Consider the following 15,927-nt stretch of genomic DNA (forward strand, 5'->3'; position numbering starts at 1 on the left):
GAGGGGAGGAGTCATAGAGCCTAGCCCTCTTCCTCTTCCGGCATCGACGGCATCGATTCCTGATCCAGCGCGAGATGACTGGCGGCCAGCGCAACCTGGGTGCGGTTGTTCACGCCGAGCTTGCGCATGATCGCCGTCATATGGGCTTTCACGGTGGCTTCGGAGACGCCCAGGTCGTAGGCAATCTGCTTGTTGAGCAGGCCTTCGGCGATCATGGTGAGCACGCGAAACTGTTGCGGCGTGAGCGTCGCCACGCGATCGGCCACGGCGGCCTCGTCGGGCTTCAGCTCCAGGCCGCCACCGACCAGTTGGTGCGGCATCCATACATCGCCGTCGAGCACCTTGCGGATCGCGGTGATGATGTCTTCGCCCGGCGTGGACTTGGGGATATAGGCCGATGCGCCATGCGCGACGGCGCGGCGCGCCACCTGCGCTTCTTCATGCCCGGACACCACGATGGTCGGCAGGCCGGGGAACTGGCCGCGAATATGCACCAGTGCGGAATAACCACGGGCACCGGGCATGTGCAGGTCCAGCAGCAACAGCTCGGCGTCCGGGTAGTGCTCGATCAGGCTCAGCAGGCTGTACACGCTGTCGGCGCAGTGCACGTGCGCCTCCGGCAAGGCGGCCAGCACCGCGCGCTGCAGGGCGTCGCGGAACAGCGGGTGATCGTCGGCGATCAATACGTCAGGCATGCAAGGTCAGCTTGTTGCAGGAGCGCACACTATGCGCGATGGAGACTGTCCGCACACCGGGTGCGCTCCTACGGTTCGGGTCACTTGATCAGGCGTTCGTCGACCAGGTTCTTCACCACGCCCGGATCGGCCAGCGTGGAAATGTCGCCCAGCTGGTCGGGCAGGTTCTCGCCGATCTTGCGCAGGATGCGGCGCATGATCTTGCCCGAGCGCGTCTTGGGCAGGCCCGGCGCCCACTGCAGGTAATCAGGCGTGGCGATCGGGCCGATCTCCTTGCGCACCCAGGCAATCAACTCCTTGCGCAGTTCGTCGCTGCCGGTTTCGCCGGCGATCAGCGTGACATAGGCGTAGATGCCCTGGCCCTTGATCTCGTGCGGGCAACCCACCACGGCGGCCTCGGCCACCTTGGGATGCGACACCAGCGCGCTTTCCACTTCGGCGGTGCCGATGCGGTGCCCGCTGACGTTGATCACGTCGTCGACGCGGCCGGTGATCCAGTAGTAGCCGTCCTCATCGCGACGCACGCCGTCGCCGGTGAAGTAGTTGCCCGGATAGGCGCTGAAGTAGGTGTCGATGAAACGCTGGTGGTCGCCGTAGACGGTGCGCATCTGGCCCGGCCACGAATCGGTGATCACCAGGTTGCCCTCGGTGGTGCCCTTGAGCACGTTGCCGCCGGCATCCACCACGGCCGGAATGATGCCGAAGAACGGCAGCGTGGCCGAACCGGGCTTGGTGTCGATGGCGCCCGGCAGCGGCGTGATCAGGATGCCGCCGGTTTCGGTCTGCCACCAGGTGTCCACGATCGGGCAGCGCTCGTCGCCCACCACGCGGTAGTACCACTCCCATGCTTCCGGGTTGATCGGTTCGCCGACCGAGCCAAGCACGCGCAAGGACGCGCGCGACGCCTTCTTCACCGGCGCCTCGCCGTCGCGCATCAGCGCGCGGATGGCGGTGGGCGCGGTGTAGAACAGGGTGACCTGGTGCTTGTCCACCACATTCCAGAAACGGCTGGTATCGGGGTAGTTGGGTACGCCGTCGAACATCAGGGTGGTGGCGCCGTTGGCCAGCGGGCCGTACACCACATAGCTGTGGCCGGTGACCCAGCCCACGTCGGCGGTGCACCAGTACACGTCGTCTTCACGCAGGTCGAACACCAGTTCGTGCGTGTAGCTGGCATACACCAGATAGCCGCCCGAGGTGTGCAGCACGCCCTTGGGCTTGCCGGTGGAACCGGAGGTGTACAGGATGAACAGCGGGTGCTCCGCCTCGACCGGCGTGGGCGGGCAATCGGCCGACTGGCCTTCCATCAGCGTGTGGTAGTAACGGTCGCGCGGCGACTGCATGGGCACGGCGCTGCCGGTGCGGCGCACCACGATCACGGTTTCCACGCTGTTGGTGCCGGGGCGTTCCAGCGCGGCGTCCACATTGGTCTTGAGCGGAATGTGCTTGCCGCCGCGAACGCCTTCGTCGGCGGTCACCACCACCTTGGCGGTGGAGTCGGCGATGCGGCCGGCCAGCGAATCGGGCGAAAAGCCGCCGAACACCACCGAGTGGATGGCACCGATGCGCGCGCACGCCAGCATGGCTACCGCGGCCTCGGGGATCATCGGCAGGTAGATCGCCACGCGGTCGCCCTTGGTCACGCCAAGGTGCTTGAGCGTGTTGGCGAACTTGCATACCTCGGCGTGCAGTTCCTTATAAGTAATGTGGCGCGACTCGTTGGGGTCGTCGCCCTCGAAGATGATGGCGGTCTTGTCGCCGCGCTCGGCCAGGTGGCGGTCCAGGCAGTTGGCGGCGATGTTGAGTTCGCCGTCCTCGTACCAGCGGATATGCAGGTTGTTGGGGTCGAAGGAGACGTTCTTGATCTTGGTCGGTGTCTTGGTCCACGTCAGGCGCTGGCCCACCTTGCCCCAGAAGCCCTCCGGATCCTGCACCGATTCGGCGTAGAGCCGCTGGTAATCGTCCTTGCGGATGCGGGCCTTGGCGGCGAAATCGGGCTTGACGGGGTAGAGCTTGGTCATCGTGGGGCTCCTGCGGCCGGGCGCTCCGGCCTCCTCATGGCGTTGGAAACCGCCGCGGCAACCTTGCCGTGCGGTAGCGGCCGAGTTTAGCGGTTGGCTGGTGATCGGTATGTTGCCGCTGACTTTCGACTTTGGTCGAGGTTCGACCAATGGGGAATAGGCGCTCGCGCTGCAGCATCGACATGCTCGGCCCGTCATCGACCTGGGGAGGCGCGCCATGACATCACCGATCACGACACGACGCAGTCGCCTGCTGGCACTTAGCATTGCCTGCGCGCTAGGCCTGCCGTTGGGCGTGCATGCCCAAAGCACCACGCAGGGCACCAGCACCAAGGAAAGCGCGCGCGAGCAACAGCTTGAGAAACGCGTGAATCAGCTGGAGCAGGAGCTGGCCGAACTGAAGGCCATGATCCAGGAGCAGAAGGCCACCACCACCCAGGCCGCACAGACAGCCCAGGCGGCCCAGGCCACGGCCGACCAGGCCAACACCACCGCGCAGGCGGCATCCACCAAGGTGGCGGCGGCAGCCACCGAGAAACCGCAGTTCACCACGGCGCCGGGTCTGTCGGTGGCGTTGCACGGCTTCATCAGCGCCACGGCGTTCGGGCAGGACAAGACGTTCTCCAATTACGGCAACGGCCAGAATGCCGAGGTACCGGCGCCACCCACGGCCGCCAACAAGGCCAACGGCTATGCCGGCTCCCTCAGTGGCGTGGACATCCGCAACACGCGCTTCTGGCTCGACTTCACCGGTGCCAAGTTCAATGACCAGTGGAGTGGCGGCGGCCGCATCGAAATGGACTTCTTCGGCGGCAACAACGGCACCGGCGCGTATTCCCAGCAGCAGCCGATACCGCGCCTGCGCCAGGCCTATATGGACATCGTCAATCCGGACAGCGGCACCACCTTCCGCGTCGGCCAGATGTGGGACCTGATGTTCCCGCTGGAAAACACCGCCACGTCGCTTTCGCACATCGCCTTCCCGCTGGGTTACGGCGTGGGCTTCATCGGCTGGCGCTATCCGGGCGCGATCTGGATGCAGGACCTCAACCATGGTTCGGACGGCGTCAAGTGGCGCCTGGACGTGGGCGTCTTCGAAGGCAACTGGAATGGCCCGCAGAACGAAGCGGGCACCTCCAACACCAATTACCTCAACGCCGGCGCCGCCAACTTCAGGCCGCAAGTGGAAGCACGCCTGCACGCGCAGGGCAGCGACTGGCTCGCCTACTTTGTCGCGCACTACTCCAAGATCGACCTCAACGGCGTGGGCAACATCGCGCCGAATCCGATCAGGGACACCCTCAACAGCATCGGCTACGAAATCGGCGGACAGTGGAAGCCGGGGCCGTGGACGTTCAAGGGCCTGGCCTATTCCGGCAAGGCGTTGGGCGAGATCTTCGGCGCCATGTCGCAGTTCGGCAACATCAAGGAATCGGGCGGCTACGTACAGGCGGGCTACAACTTCACGCCGAAGTGGAGCGCCTGGGCGTTCTACTCGATGATCCGGCCGAACCAGAACGACGTGATCCAGTGGACCACCACCAGCCCCACGGCCGGCACCGCCTTGCTGAGGGACAACCAGGCGGCGTTGAGCCTGCAGTACGCCTCCGGTGCCTACGAACTGGGCATCGAGTGGATGTACGACAAGCTGCGTTACCAGGTGGGCGCCGATGGCCCGCACCAGAACGTCAATGGCAACCAGGTCAACCTGAGCGGTCTGTATCACTTCTGACCCACCGCGACGGCAGCGCGGGAAAGCGCTGCCGCCTGATCAGCCGGACCAAGGGCAAGGACAATCCCCGACCCCGGCAACGGCGAGAGAGGCACAGGGCGGCAGAGCCGCTCCGGTGGCTTGCACCCTGACATCCTGATCCATCTTCCCGACCGGGCAGTTCACCATCGAGGGCAACATCATGGCTACGACCGCAGCGGACATGCGCGGATCGCTCGACACCAGCCACCGACGAGTCATCCTGGCATCCAGCCTCGGTACCGTGTTCGAGTGGTACGACTTCTACCTGTATGGATCGCTGGCTGCGCTGATCGGCAAGCATTTCTTCACCGGCCTCAACGAGACCAGCCAGTTCATCTTCGCGTTGCTCGCGTTCGCCGCCGGCTTTGCGGTGCGGCCGTTCGGTGCCATCGTGTTTGGCCGTCTGGGCGACATGATCGGTCGCAAGCACACGTTCCTGATCACCATCATCATCATGGGCCTGTCGACCTTCCTGGTCGGCGTACTGCCCGGTTACGACAGCATCGGCGTGGCGGCGCCGGTGATCCTCATTGCGCTGCGCCTGCTGCAGGGCCTGGCGTTGGGCGGCGAGTACGGCGGCGCGGCCACCTATGTGGCGGAGCATGCGCCGCCGGGCAAGCGCGGCCTGTTCACCAGCTTCATCCAGATCACCGCCACCTTTGGCCTGTTCCTGTCGCTGCTGGTCATCCTGGGCACGCGACTGGGCCTGGGCGATGCCACCTTCGATACCTGGGGCTGGCGCGTGCCGTTCCTGGTCTCGTCGGTGCTGCTGATCGTGTCGGTGTATATCCGCCTGCAATTGGCCGAATCGCCGGTGTTCCAGCAGATGAAGGCCGAGGGCAAGCAGTCCAAGGCGCCGCTTACCGAAGCGTTTGGCCAGTGGAAGAACCTCAAGCTGGTGATTCTCGCGCTGCTCGGTGCCACGGCCGGCCAGGCGGTGGTGTGGTACACCGGCCAGTTCTATGCGTTGTACTTCCTCACCCAGAGCCTGAAGATCGACGGCACCACGGCCAACCTGCTGATCGCCGCCGCGCTGGCCATCGGCACGCCGTTCTTCGTGTTCTTCGGCTGGCTGTCCGACCGCATCGGTCGCAAGTCCATCGTGCTCGCCGGCTGCCTGCTGGCGGCGCTCACTTACTTCCCGATCTTCAAGGGACTTACCCATTTCGGCAATCCGGCCATCGAACAGGCGGCGGCCACGTCACCGGTGAAGGTGGTGGCGGACCCGAAGGCGTGCAGCTTCCAGTTCGATCCGGTGGGCAAGACCAAGTTCACCAGCTCGTGCGATGTGGCCAAGAGCGCGCTGGCCAAGAAAGGCATTCCATACGCCAACGTCACCGCCGAACCTGGCAGCGTGGCCGAGGTGAAGATCGGCGACACCAGCATTTCGTCGTTTGAAGGCGGCGCGCTCGACAGCAAGGCGTTCGCCGATCAGAGCAAGGCGTTCGGCGCGCGGATTTCTGCGGCGTTGAAGACGGCCGGTTATCCGGAGAAGGCCGATCCTGCCCAGTCCAACTACGTGATGCTGACCGTGCTGCTGGCGATCCTGGTGTTCTACGTCACCATGGTCTATGGACCCATCGCAGCGTGGCTGGTGGAGATGTTCCCCACGCGCATCCGCTACACCTCGATGAGCCTGCCGTATCACATCGGCAATGGCTGGTTCGGCGGCTTCGTGCCCACCATCGGTTTCATGCTGGTGGCATGGAAGGGCGATATCTACTATGGCCTGTGGTATCCGATCATCGTGGCCATCGGCACGTTCTTCATCGGCCTGTTGTTCTTGCGCGAAACCAAGGACGTCGATATCCGTCATTGACCGCGCCAAGCGCATACAAGAAAGGCGCGACGGTCACCCGTCGCGCCTCTTCTTTGGCCTTGGATCAGGCGCGCTTGATCACGCCGATAATGGCCAGCAGGATGATCGCGCCGATCAATGCATAGACGATGTGGGTGACCAGCGGACTGACGATCACAAAGCTGATGCCCAGCATCGGCAACAGCCATCCGGCCAGGAATGCGCCGATGATGCCGACCACGATGTTGCCGATCAGTCCGAAGCCGAAGCCGCGTACGATCAGCCCCGCCAGCCATCCGGCAATGGCGCCAACGAGCAGGAATATCAGCAAGCCTGTTGCGCTCATCGTGTTCTCCTCAAGGGGAACGGAAGAAAGAATGCGTTGATCGTGCGATGCCGCGCCGGAATGGTCGCGCGACATTCGTGATGTCGGGGTGATTGAATGGCAAAGGCCTCCAAGGCACTACCATGCGCGTGTCCTGATGACGCACGGTGCCGGAGGGGAGCCGCATGCCGACAACTACCGAAGGAATGCGCAAGCGCGGATCGCACCTGCGTCGTCGCTGGCGACACATGCTCGGCTGGACGGCGTTGCTGCTCGATCACCTCAAGCCGGTACGCGTATCACTGCTGGTACTGGCAGCCGCCGTGGTGGTATTCGTTGGCGTGGACCAGGCGGCCGAGCTGTTCATCATCGCTCTCTGGACCGATCCCAGCGAGGCGCGCTACGTCGCGTTGCTGGCGAGCGGTGCGTTGGCCGGCGTGGCCATCTGGTATGCCGCACGCAATGCCTATCGGTTGTACTACCCGCGCTGGCCCGCCTTGCAGGACGAGCGCGCCGCGCCATTGCGCGATTGGGTGCCGCGCCTGCTCGGTGCGCTCGTGCCCTTGCTGCTTGCCCTGGGCTATGGGGTGGCCCTGATCAAACTGCCGCATGGGCCATGTGGCGAGACCGTTCATTGCGCGCAACGCAGCTGGCGTGCCCTGGGCCTGGTGATCGAATGCCTCGTGCTCCTCGTGTTCTTCATCACGCGCCGCCGCCTGTGGGGAATGGTATCGCCGCGTTATCGCCTGCGCTCGCCACCACGCAGTTCCCCGTCGGCCGAGAAACGCGTGTGGCGCGTGCGCGACCTCGGCACGGTGCCATGCGTCATCTACGCGGTGGTGGTGGTGCTCAATATTGTCGCCACCGTGTTGATCGCACTGCGACCCGAGGCGCTGGATGGCATCGGCCCGCTGGCCATCCTGCTGATTGCCGAAGCCTTCCTGTGCCTCAGTGGCAGCCTGATCTGCATGATCGGCGACCGTCGTGGCGTGCCGCTGCTCAGTGCGATGCTGCTGCTCAGCGCCTCCCTGCATGGCTTGCATCTCAACGACAACCACAAGGTGCGCCAGTACCCGACGATGAGCACGCACCAGCATCCGGCGACGCCGCCCGCCGATACGCGCCCGGCCTTCGACGACTATGCGAATGCATGGCTGGATGATCGCTGCGCGGGCCGTGCGATCTGCCCGGTGATCCTGGTTTCCAGCGAAGGCGGCGGCATCCGTGCCGCGGCGTGGACCGCGCTGGTGCTCAGTCGCTTGACCGCGCTGGTGGATGCATCCGCGCCCTCGCCGGGCGAGCCATTGGTGGCGCGCTACCTGTTTGCCGCAAGCGGCGTGTCGGGGGGCAGCCTGGGTTTGGCCACCTATGTGAGCCTGCTGCAGCAGCCGGCGCCCGCACCGGGATGGACGCAGGAGCAGCGCGCGCAGGACGTGCTTGGCCACGATTTTCTCGCGCCCACGCTTGCCAATGCCTTCTTTGTCGACTTCACCCAGCGCTGGTTGCCGGGTGCATGGTTGAACGATCGCGCCCGCGCGTTGACCCGCGCCTGGGAATCGGCCGCGCGCACGCAAGGCGTCACCGCTTTCGAGCAACCGTTCAGCGCGCTTTACCGGCAGGCGGATGGAACGGTATCCACCGCGCTGCCGGCGCTATTCTTCAACAGCACCACCGTGGCCGAGGGCCGGCGCTTCGTGCAGCACCCGTTCCGGCCCATCGGCACGCCACAGCGCGAAGTGTGGACGGCCGCCTTCGACGGCTCCAGCTGGCTCGACCCGCGCGTACCGTTGAGTGAGGTGGTGCTCAATAGCGCGCGGTTCACCTACATCAGCCCGGCCGGCACGCTGGAAACCGGCGCCAGGAACCCGCCAGCGCCCAGGCGCCTGCAACTGGTCGATGGCGGCTACTTCGAAAACTCCGGTACCACCACCCTGCTGGAAGTGATGCGTCTGCTGCGCACCAAGGCGACGCAGCGCAAGCAGACGCTGCGCTTCATCGTCATCCATGTCAGCAACGATCCGCAGATCAGCGACTTCGTCGATAACCACGATGCCGCTCATCCGTGGCCGTTCTATTCCGCGCTGTGTCCGCCGGCACCCAGCGCCAAGCCTGACAGCGTTCGCGGCGAGGCGACCGCGCCGTTCGACGCCTTGCTCAATACACGCAATGCGCGCGGCGATTACGCGCGCGTGCAACTGCTGCACGCACTCAAGCCCAATGATGCCGATCCTGCGCAAGGCGACATGCTCTGGCATTTCCGCCTGTGTCCCGGCAACTACCCCATCCCGCTGGGCTGGACCATTTCCAGCTCGGTATTCACCGAACTCGATCGCCAGGTCACGCAGGAATACCCATTGGCGGCGATGGCCAAGGCGTTGCAGCAACAGCTGGCGCCCGGCGCCCAGGTGTCGCGTTGACTGAGACGTGCCGGGCGCACACTGGATGCATGGCCGACACCTCCTTCCCATCGCAAGCATTCAAGGGTCGCGGCGCCGCCTCCAACCCCGAGGGGCGCTTCGAATCGATCCGCCACCATGCGGAGGACGACGGCTGGCAAAGCCTGTTGCTGGACGAGGCCGCTCCCCGGCCGCGCACCGAGGTCACCGAGGAACGCGCACGCAGCGTCATCACGCGCAACGACTCGCCGGACATCCATTTCAGCCAGGCGCTCAACCCTTATCGCGGGTGCGAACATGGCTGCATCTATTGTTTCGCGCGGCCGTCGCACAGCTATCTCAATCTCTCGCCGGGCCTCGACTTCGAGACCAAGTTGCGCGCGAAGAGCAACCTGGCCGAGGTGCTGCGGCTGGAACTGGCGCGGCCGGGTTACACGGTCAGTCCGATCAACATCGGCAGCAACACCGATCCCTACCAGCCGATCGAGCGTCGCTGGAAACTGACGCGGGCTGCATTGGAGGTGCTGGCCGAATGCCATCACCCGTGCACCATCGTCACCAAGAACGCGATGGTGGAGCGTGACCTGGACATTCTCGCGCCGATGGCGCGCGAAAAACTGGTGCAGGTCTTCGTGTCGGTGAACTCACTGGACAACCATCTCGCGGCCAAGCTGGAACCGCGCGCCAGCGCACCGCACCGGCGCATCAAGGCGATCCGCACGCTGGCCGACGCCGGCGTACCGGTAGGCGTATTGGTGGCGCCGATCATTCCCGCCCTCAACGATGGCGATATGGAAGCGGTGCTGGAACAAGCAGCCGAGGCCGGTGCCCGTTGCGCGGGCTACACCACGTTGCGATTGCCGTACGAATTGAAAGCGCTGTTCCGCGAATGGCTGGCGCTGCATGCACCGCAACGCGCCGCGCACGTCATGAGCCTGGTGCAGCAGATGAATGGTGGCCGCGACTACGACAGCAACTTCGCCACGCGCATGCGCGGGCAAGGCGTGTTTGCGGAGTTGATCCGCCGCCGCTTCGACGTGGCCTGCCGCAAGCACGGCTTTGGCCGTGCGCGGGAGTTGTGGCTGGATACAACGAAGTTCGTACCGCCGCGCAAGCCGTCGCCGCAGGGGCAGTTGTTCTAACGACAGATGCTCCCTCTCGCTTTGGGGAGAGGGAGCAAGCGTTCACTTCGACGCCGGCAGATACTTCTCGAACCACGTCAGCGCACGCTGCAGCACGTCGCGCTGGTGATCGGGGTCGACGAAGTGGTGGCCTTCGTTCGGATACACCACCAGCGCGGTGGGCACGCCTTGCGCGCGCAGCGCATGCCAGTATTCGAACGACTGCGGCGCCGGGCATTCGGCGTCGCGATCGCCTACCACGATCAGCGTTGGGGTCTTCACCTGCTTGATGAAGTTGATCGCCGAGCTCTTCGCATACACCGCCGGGTTGTCGTATACCGAGGCGCCGAAGAACGGGATCATCCACTGGTCGATCAGGTTCTGGCCGTAGTAGCTCTGCCAGTTGGCGATGCCGGCGCCCGCCACCACGGCGCGGAAACGCTGGGTCTGGGTGGGGATGAACATGCTCATGAAGCCGCCGTAGCTCCAGCCGGTGAGTCCCAGGCGCTGGTCGTCCACCGGCAGCTTCTTCTCGATGGTGTCGATGCCGGCGAGGATGTCGCGCAGGTCGCCGTGGCCGAAGTCCTTGCGGTTGGCCTGCACATAGGCCTCGCCCTGGCCGAAGCTGCCGCGCGGGTTGGGCATGAAGACGAAATAGCCCAGCGAGGAGAACGGCGCGCCGCCGAAGCCCACGCTCGGCCAGCGCGGGATCACCGCCGCCGAGGGACCGCCGTGCACGGTGACGATCATCGGGTAGGTTTTCTTCGCATCGTAGTTGGCCGGATACAGCAGCCAGCCCTGCACGTGGCGGCCTTCGTTGTCCCATTCCACCGACTCGGCCTTGCCCCAGCCGGGCTTGAGCGCAGCGTTGATGTGGGTCACCGCCGGTGGCGGCGTCATGCCGAATTCGCCGGCATGCACTTCCGGCGCGTCGGTGTAGGAGCTTTGCACGAAGGCGACCTTGCGCTGGTCGGCCGACAACGAAAGCGCCATTTCCGCGCTGCCGTCGCCGATGCTGGCGGGCAGGGTGAACAGCGTGACCGCTTGCTTGGCCTGGTCACGTGTCACGGCGTATTCCGCCACCTGGCTCTGGCCGTTGCTGACCTGTGCGACCAGCCATTGTTGCGCGCCGGTCCAGGCGAACCAGGCGGGCGTCACCTGGATGCCTGGGGTGAGATTCACCGCTTCGCCGCCACAGGACGGCACCGCGTAGATGTCGCCGCCGGTGGAACCCTGGTCGCTCATCAGGCCGCCGATAAAGGCGATGCGCTGGCCATCCGGCGACCAGCGCGGCAATGCGATCTGCAGGCCGTGCAGCGAGCCTTTGCTGGTGGACGGATCGAGCAGCATCGCCGCCTTCGCATCAACCTTGGCGTCCTGCACATACAGCTTGGCTACCCACCAGTTGTTGTCGCCCGGCGGCGGCGCTCCGACATAGGCGATGCGCTGGCCATCGGGTGACCAGGCGAATTCGTAGGCATAGGTGTCGGCCGACGTGAGCAGGCGCAGGTTGCCGCCGTCCGCGTCCACCGTCGCCACACGCTGCACTTCCAGCCCATCGACGCCGATCTCGCCCGCGGCTGGCTTGGCCGCATACAAGGCGCTGGCGCGACGCGTGCCGTTGGGCACGTAGAGGAAGCCCAGCGCCTTGCCGTCCGGCGACCAGCTCAGGTCATCGGCCACGCCGGTGAGCGCGGCCAGGCGCTTGGGCACGGCGTTGGCCTGGGTGTCGGCGAGGAACAACTCCTTCTGCTTGCCGCCGCTGGCGCAATCGGAGAGAAAGGCCAGGTGGCGCGAATCCGGTGCCCAGGCGATATCGCCCTGGCTACAGCTGCCGGGCTTGTCGGTGCCGATGCGATGCGCCCCGCTGCCGTCGGCCTGGGCCACCTCGATGCTGTCCCGGCCCCCGGTGCGCACCACCCAGGCCAGCCGGTTGCCATCGGGCGACAGTTGCACGGCATCGATCTGGCGCACCTTGCCCAGCTCGGTGAGCAGTTGTTCGATGCGTGGATCGACGTTGGCCGAACCGGCCATGGCAGCGGGAGCGAATGCTGCAACAAGCCAGGGCAGCAGCAGGCGAGCGGATCGGGGCATGGCGGGTGGTTTCTAGCGATGGAAACATCGCAACCTAGCAGGCCCACCAGCCCATGTCAGCGCCCGTTCGTACGGTCAGTGCGCGGCGATCGCCGATGATTGCCGCGCCGCCTGCACCGCCGCGAGCTTCGCCTTGATCGCCGGCATCGCTGCCTGGGTGGCGCGCTCGCCTTCCAGAATGGCCTGGTTCTTCTGCTCGAAATCGGCTGAGCCGATCTGGCTGACCCTGGGGCGGATCACGATATCGGCCCGTGCCAGCTCCTGTTCGCCCAGCTTCTGTCCCATGATGCTGATCGACTGGCCGACGATGTTGATCATGCCCACTGGATTGGTGCCGCTGGCCTTGCTGGAGATGTCCACCGCGATCACCACGTCGGCGCCCAGCTGGCGCGCCGCGTCCACCGGCACCGGGCTCACCACGCCGCCGTCCACATAGTGCTTGCCGCTGATCTCCACCGGTTCGAACACACCCGGCACGCTGCTGGACGCACGCACCGCCTGGCCGGTGTTGCCGCGCACGAACACCGTGCGCTGGCCGGTTTCCAGCTGGGTGGCGACGGCGGCGAAGGGGATGCCCAGCTTGTCCAGCGGCCGGTTCTTGACCTGCTGGTTCACGTAGTCCTGCAGCTTCTGCCCCTGTACCACGCCACCGGCGAACAGCCGCACGTCGCGGATGCTGCTCTCATCCAGCGAGAAGGCCGTCTCCTGCAGCTGGAACGGATCCATGCCGCTGGCATACAGCGAGCCCACCACACTGCCGGCGCTGGTGCCGGCCACCACGTCCGGATGGATGCCGTTGGCCTCCAGCATCTTGATCACGCCGATATGCGCAAAGCCCTTGGCCGCGCCGCCACCCAGCGCCAGCCCGATGCGCAGCTTCGCCACCGGCGGCGGCACCAGCGGCGCCGGTGGCGGCGTGGGCTTGGTATGGCCGAAGCAGGCGCACAGCGCCAGGCTGGCGAGCAGGGGCAGCACGGAGCGAAAGCGGCGGGTGGTGGACATGTCGGCGACAGGTTGGGAGAGGGTGTCAACACCGCCTTGCGTACGGTGATGACTGGCGGGCGAGTGTAAGACCGCCGAAGGGCGCCGCGATGTCGGGTTAGGGCGCGTCGTTGGGCGGCGCTCAGAAATACGCCCCGCCGCCGTCCCCGCGAAAGCGGGGACGAGGTGAGCAGGATCAGACCGCCGCGTCGGCCTCGACGTGGTAGTGCGTAGCCACTTCCACTTCCTTCTTGGAACCGAGGAACACCGGTACGCGCTGGTGCAGGCCGGTGGGCTGCAGCGCCATGATGCGCTCGCGGCCGGTGGTGGCGGCGCCGCCCGCCTGCTCGATGATGAAGGACATCGGGTTGGCTTCGTACATCAGGCGCAGCTTGCCGCCCTTGGACTTGATCTTGGCGTCCAGCGGATAGAAGAACACGCCGCCGCGGGTAATGATGCGGTGCACGTCGGCCACCATCGAGGCCACCCAGCGCATGTTGAAGTCCTTGCCGCGCGGGCCGTCCTTGCCGGCCAGCAGCTCGCCGATATAGCGCTGCATCGGCGCTTCCCAGTGGCGCTGGTTGGACATGTTGATGGCGAACTCGGCGGTCTCTTCCGGAATGCGGATGTCGCGACGGCTGAGGATGAAACTGCCCACCTCACGATCCAGCGTGAACTCGTGCGTGCCGTGGCCGAAGGTCAGCACCAGCACGGTGGCCGGGCCATACACCACGTAACCGGCGGCCAGCTGGGTGGTGCCCGGCTGCAGGAAATGCTCGGCCTTCGGCTCGGTGACGCCATCAGGGCAGCGCAGGATCGAGAAGATCGTGCCGACCGAGATGTTCACGTCGATGTTGGAGCTGCCGTCGAGGGGATCGAACAGCAGCAGGTGATGGCCCTTGGGGTACATGTCGGGGATGGGTTGCGGATCTTCCATCTCCTCCGACGCGCAGGCGGCCAGCTGGCCACCCCAGGCGTTCGCCTCCAGCAGGATCTCGTTGGAGATCACGTCCAGCTTCTTCTGCGCCTCGCCCTGGATATTGCCGGTACCCGCCTCGCCGAGCACGCCACCCAGCGCGCCCTTGTTGGTGGCTACCGCGATGCGCTTGCAGGCGCGGGCGACCACCTCGATCAACAGGGAAAGCTCGGCATTCACGTGGCCGGCGCGACGTTCCTCGATCAGGAACTGGATGAGCGAGATGGACTTCATGGCGAACCCGCAAGCAAAGGGATGCTTATTGTCCCGGCTCGCGCCCACGCTTGCCAGCGGCCAGCCTGACCGCTCCGTTCAGCTGGCGGCTGCTGACAACACGCTGGCAGCAGGGGGTACCCACACTGGGCCCCGTCAAAAGGAGGGACTCTCATGCGCGATACGGTGTATTTCCTGGCATTCGATGGCTTCGCCGACTGGCACGCGGCGCAGGCCCTGTGCGAGATCCGCCGCCCCGGCGAATGGCGGCTGCGGACGGTGGGGTTTTCCATGCAGCCGGTGTTGTCCATGGGTGGCTTGCGCGTGCTGCCGGAGTTGACGCTGGACGAGCTGGATCTCAAGCGCGTGGCGCTGCTGATCGTGCCTGGCGGCTATCAGTGGGAACGGGGGCAGGGTGAGCAAGCGGTAAGCGCCGCCCGGCGCGTGCACGCGGCCGGCGCGCCGGTGGCCGCGATCGATAGCGGAGTGCTGGTGCTGGCCCGGGCCGGGCTGCTGGATGCCTGCCGTCATACCGGCAGCTGGCCCGGCCACATCGGCACCCATGTGCCGGCCTACGCCGGCGCCGAGCAGTACGACCCGACCGTGCTGGCGGTCAGCGATGGCGGCGTGATCACCGCCAGCCAGCTGGGCAGCGTGGAGTTCGCGCGGGAGGTCATCCGCACGCTCGACCTGTACAGCCCCACCGACCGCGAGCACTGGTTCCGCCTGTTCAAACACGCGCTGCCGCCGCCGTGGTGCGCGAGCGAAGTCGCCACTGCGGTGGCGGCTTGAGGAGGATGACATGGCATCCCTGATCGGACGGATGCTGCTGGCGTATCGGCCGCTCTACCTGCGCGGCCTGCTGATGGATGGCCAGTACCGGATTCCCCAGCCGTCACCGGCACCCGCCAAACCCGTCAAACCCAGCACCGAAGTGGTCGCCAAGCGCGCGCCATCCCGTCACCTCAAGCCACTCCATGGAGCCACTCCATGATCCGCATTCATCAAGGCAGCTGCCACTGTGGCGCGGTCCGCTACGAGGCCGAACTGGACCTGGCCTCCGGTACCGGCCGCTGCAATTGCTCGATCTGCCGCAAGTTGCGCTTCTGGGGCGCCATGGCCAGGCCGGAAACGTTTCGCGTGCTCAGTGGCGAGGACGCGCTCACCGATTACCAGTTCGGCACCCACAGCGCCCATAACCTGTTCTGCCGTCACTGCGGCGTGCATGCGTTCCATCGCGGCTATGTGGAGGCGGTGGGCGGTGCCTATGTAGCGATCAACGTCGCCTGCCTGGATGACGTCAGCGACGAGGAATGGGCAAGCGCGCCGGTGGGCTATGCCGATGGCCGCGCCAACAACTGGCGCGAGACGCCGGCAGTGACCCGTTACCTGTAGACCGGTGGGGATTTCACGCACGACGGCAAATATCGAGCGCAGGCGGCGTGAGGTTTCCGTTTCGCGCGGACTTTCCCATTCGTCATCCCCGCGAAAGCGGGGATGACGGTGAGGGATGAGCCATGTATTTCCTCAACCATGACTCCCGACGCTGGCCGC

General features: G+C 65.6%; 13 protein-coding genes. 7 read left to right on the forward strand and 6 right to left on the reverse strand.

Going from position 1 to position 15,927, the window contains the following annotated elements; all coding sequences use genetic code 11:
* Positions 1-20: 20 nt before the first annotated feature.
* A complete protein-coding gene (locus tag MJ606_RS05930; RefSeq protein ID WP_243048464.1) occupies positions 21-695 on the reverse strand; it encodes a response regulator transcription factor in 675 nt (224 codons plus the stop codon).
* A gap of 80 nt (positions 696-775) precedes the next feature.
* Entirely contained in the window at positions 776-2,716 is a 1,941-nt protein-coding gene (gene acs / locus MJ606_RS05935) for an acetate--CoA ligase (RefSeq protein WP_243048465.1), read from the reverse strand.
* Between the two features lie 217 nt (positions 2,717-2,933).
* Between acs and MJ606_RS05940 the strand changes: the two genes are divergently transcribed.
* Both MJ606_RS05940 and MJ606_RS05945 read left to right on the forward strand, forming a co-directional pair.
* Positions 2,934-4,448, forward strand: a complete 1,515-nt coding sequence (locus MJ606_RS05940) for an OprO/OprP family phosphate-selective porin (RefSeq protein WP_243048466.1) — start codon at positions 2,934-2,936, stop codon at positions 4,446-4,448.
* Positions 4,449-4,629: 181 nt separating this feature from the next.
* Positions 4,630-6,288: an MFS transporter gene (locus MJ606_RS05945; RefSeq protein ID WP_243048467.1), complete on the forward strand. Its 1,659-nt coding sequence runs from the start codon at positions 4,630-4,632 to the stop codon at positions 6,286-6,288.
* 64 nt (positions 6,289-6,352) lie between these two features.
* On the opposite strand, the gene MJ606_RS05950 is transcribed toward MJ606_RS05945, so the two are convergent.
* The gene (locus MJ606_RS05950) at positions 6,353-6,613 is read right to left on the reverse strand and encodes a GlsB/YeaQ/YmgE family stress response membrane protein (protein ID WP_343214797.1); all 261 of its coding nucleotides are present in this window, start codon (positions 6,611-6,613) and stop codon (positions 6,353-6,355) included.
* 164 nt (positions 6,614-6,777) lie between these two features.
* Here MJ606_RS05950 and MJ606_RS05955 point away from each other — a divergent pair, with 164 nt between their 5' ends.
* Complete coding sequence (locus MJ606_RS05955) at positions 6,778-9,009, forward strand: hypothetical protein (protein ID WP_243048469.1); 2,232 nt, start codon at positions 6,778-6,780, stop codon at positions 9,007-9,009.
* 29 nt (positions 9,010-9,038) lie between these two features.
* A complete protein-coding gene (locus MJ606_RS05960) occupies positions 9,039-10,130 on the forward strand; it encodes a PA0069 family radical SAM protein (RefSeq protein ID WP_243048470.1) in 1,092 nt (363 codons plus the stop codon).
* 42 nt (positions 10,131-10,172) lie between these two features.
* Here the strand turns inward: MJ606_RS05960 and MJ606_RS05965 are convergent, their stop codons facing one another.
* The 3 genes from MJ606_RS05965 to MJ606_RS05975 form a co-directional block, all read right to left on the reverse strand.
* On the reverse strand, positions 10,173-12,203 hold the full coding sequence (locus MJ606_RS05965) for a S9 family peptidase (protein ID WP_243048471.1): 2,031 nt from the start codon (positions 12,201-12,203) through the stop codon (positions 10,173-10,175).
* A gap of 75 nt (positions 12,204-12,278) precedes the next feature.
* Positions 12,279-13,205, reverse strand: a complete 927-nt coding sequence (locus tag MJ606_RS05970) for a patatin-like phospholipase family protein (RefSeq protein WP_243048472.1) — start codon at positions 13,203-13,205, stop codon at positions 12,279-12,281.
* A 175-nt stretch (positions 13,206-13,380) separates the two neighbouring features.
* Positions 13,381-14,394 (reverse strand): class 1 fructose-bisphosphatase, encoded by a 1,014-nt coding sequence (locus MJ606_RS05975; RefSeq protein ID WP_243048473.1) that lies wholly within the window; start codon positions 14,392-14,394, stop codon positions 13,381-13,383.
* A 153-nt stretch (positions 14,395-14,547) separates the two neighbouring features.
* Between MJ606_RS05975 and MJ606_RS05980 the strand changes: the two genes are divergently transcribed.
* Genes MJ606_RS05980 through MJ606_RS05990 form a run of 3 tightly spaced genes read left to right on the forward strand, consistent with a single transcriptional unit; the run spans position 14,548 to position 15,768 of the window.
* On the forward strand, positions 14,548-15,165 hold the full coding sequence (locus tag MJ606_RS05980) for a DJ-1/PfpI family protein (protein WP_243048474.1): 618 nt from the start codon (positions 14,548-14,550) through the stop codon (positions 15,163-15,165).
* A gap of 10 nt (positions 15,166-15,175) precedes the next feature.
* Complete coding sequence (locus MJ606_RS05985) at positions 15,176-15,367, forward strand: hypothetical protein (protein WP_243048475.1); 192 nt, start codon at positions 15,176-15,178, stop codon at positions 15,365-15,367.
* On the forward strand, positions 15,364-15,768 hold the full coding sequence (locus tag MJ606_RS05990) for a GFA family protein (RefSeq protein ID WP_243048476.1): 405 nt from the start codon (positions 15,364-15,366) through the stop codon (positions 15,766-15,768). Before MJ606_RS05985 ends, MJ606_RS05990 begins: the two co-directional genes overlap by 4 nt.
* The last annotated feature ends 159 nt before the right edge of the window (positions 15,769-15,927 follow it).

Origin of the sequence: Dyella sp. RRB7 (assembly GCF_022761115.1) — a bacterium.
Classification (GTDB): domain Bacteria; phylum Pseudomonadota; class Gammaproteobacteria; order Xanthomonadales; family Rhodanobacteraceae; genus Dyella.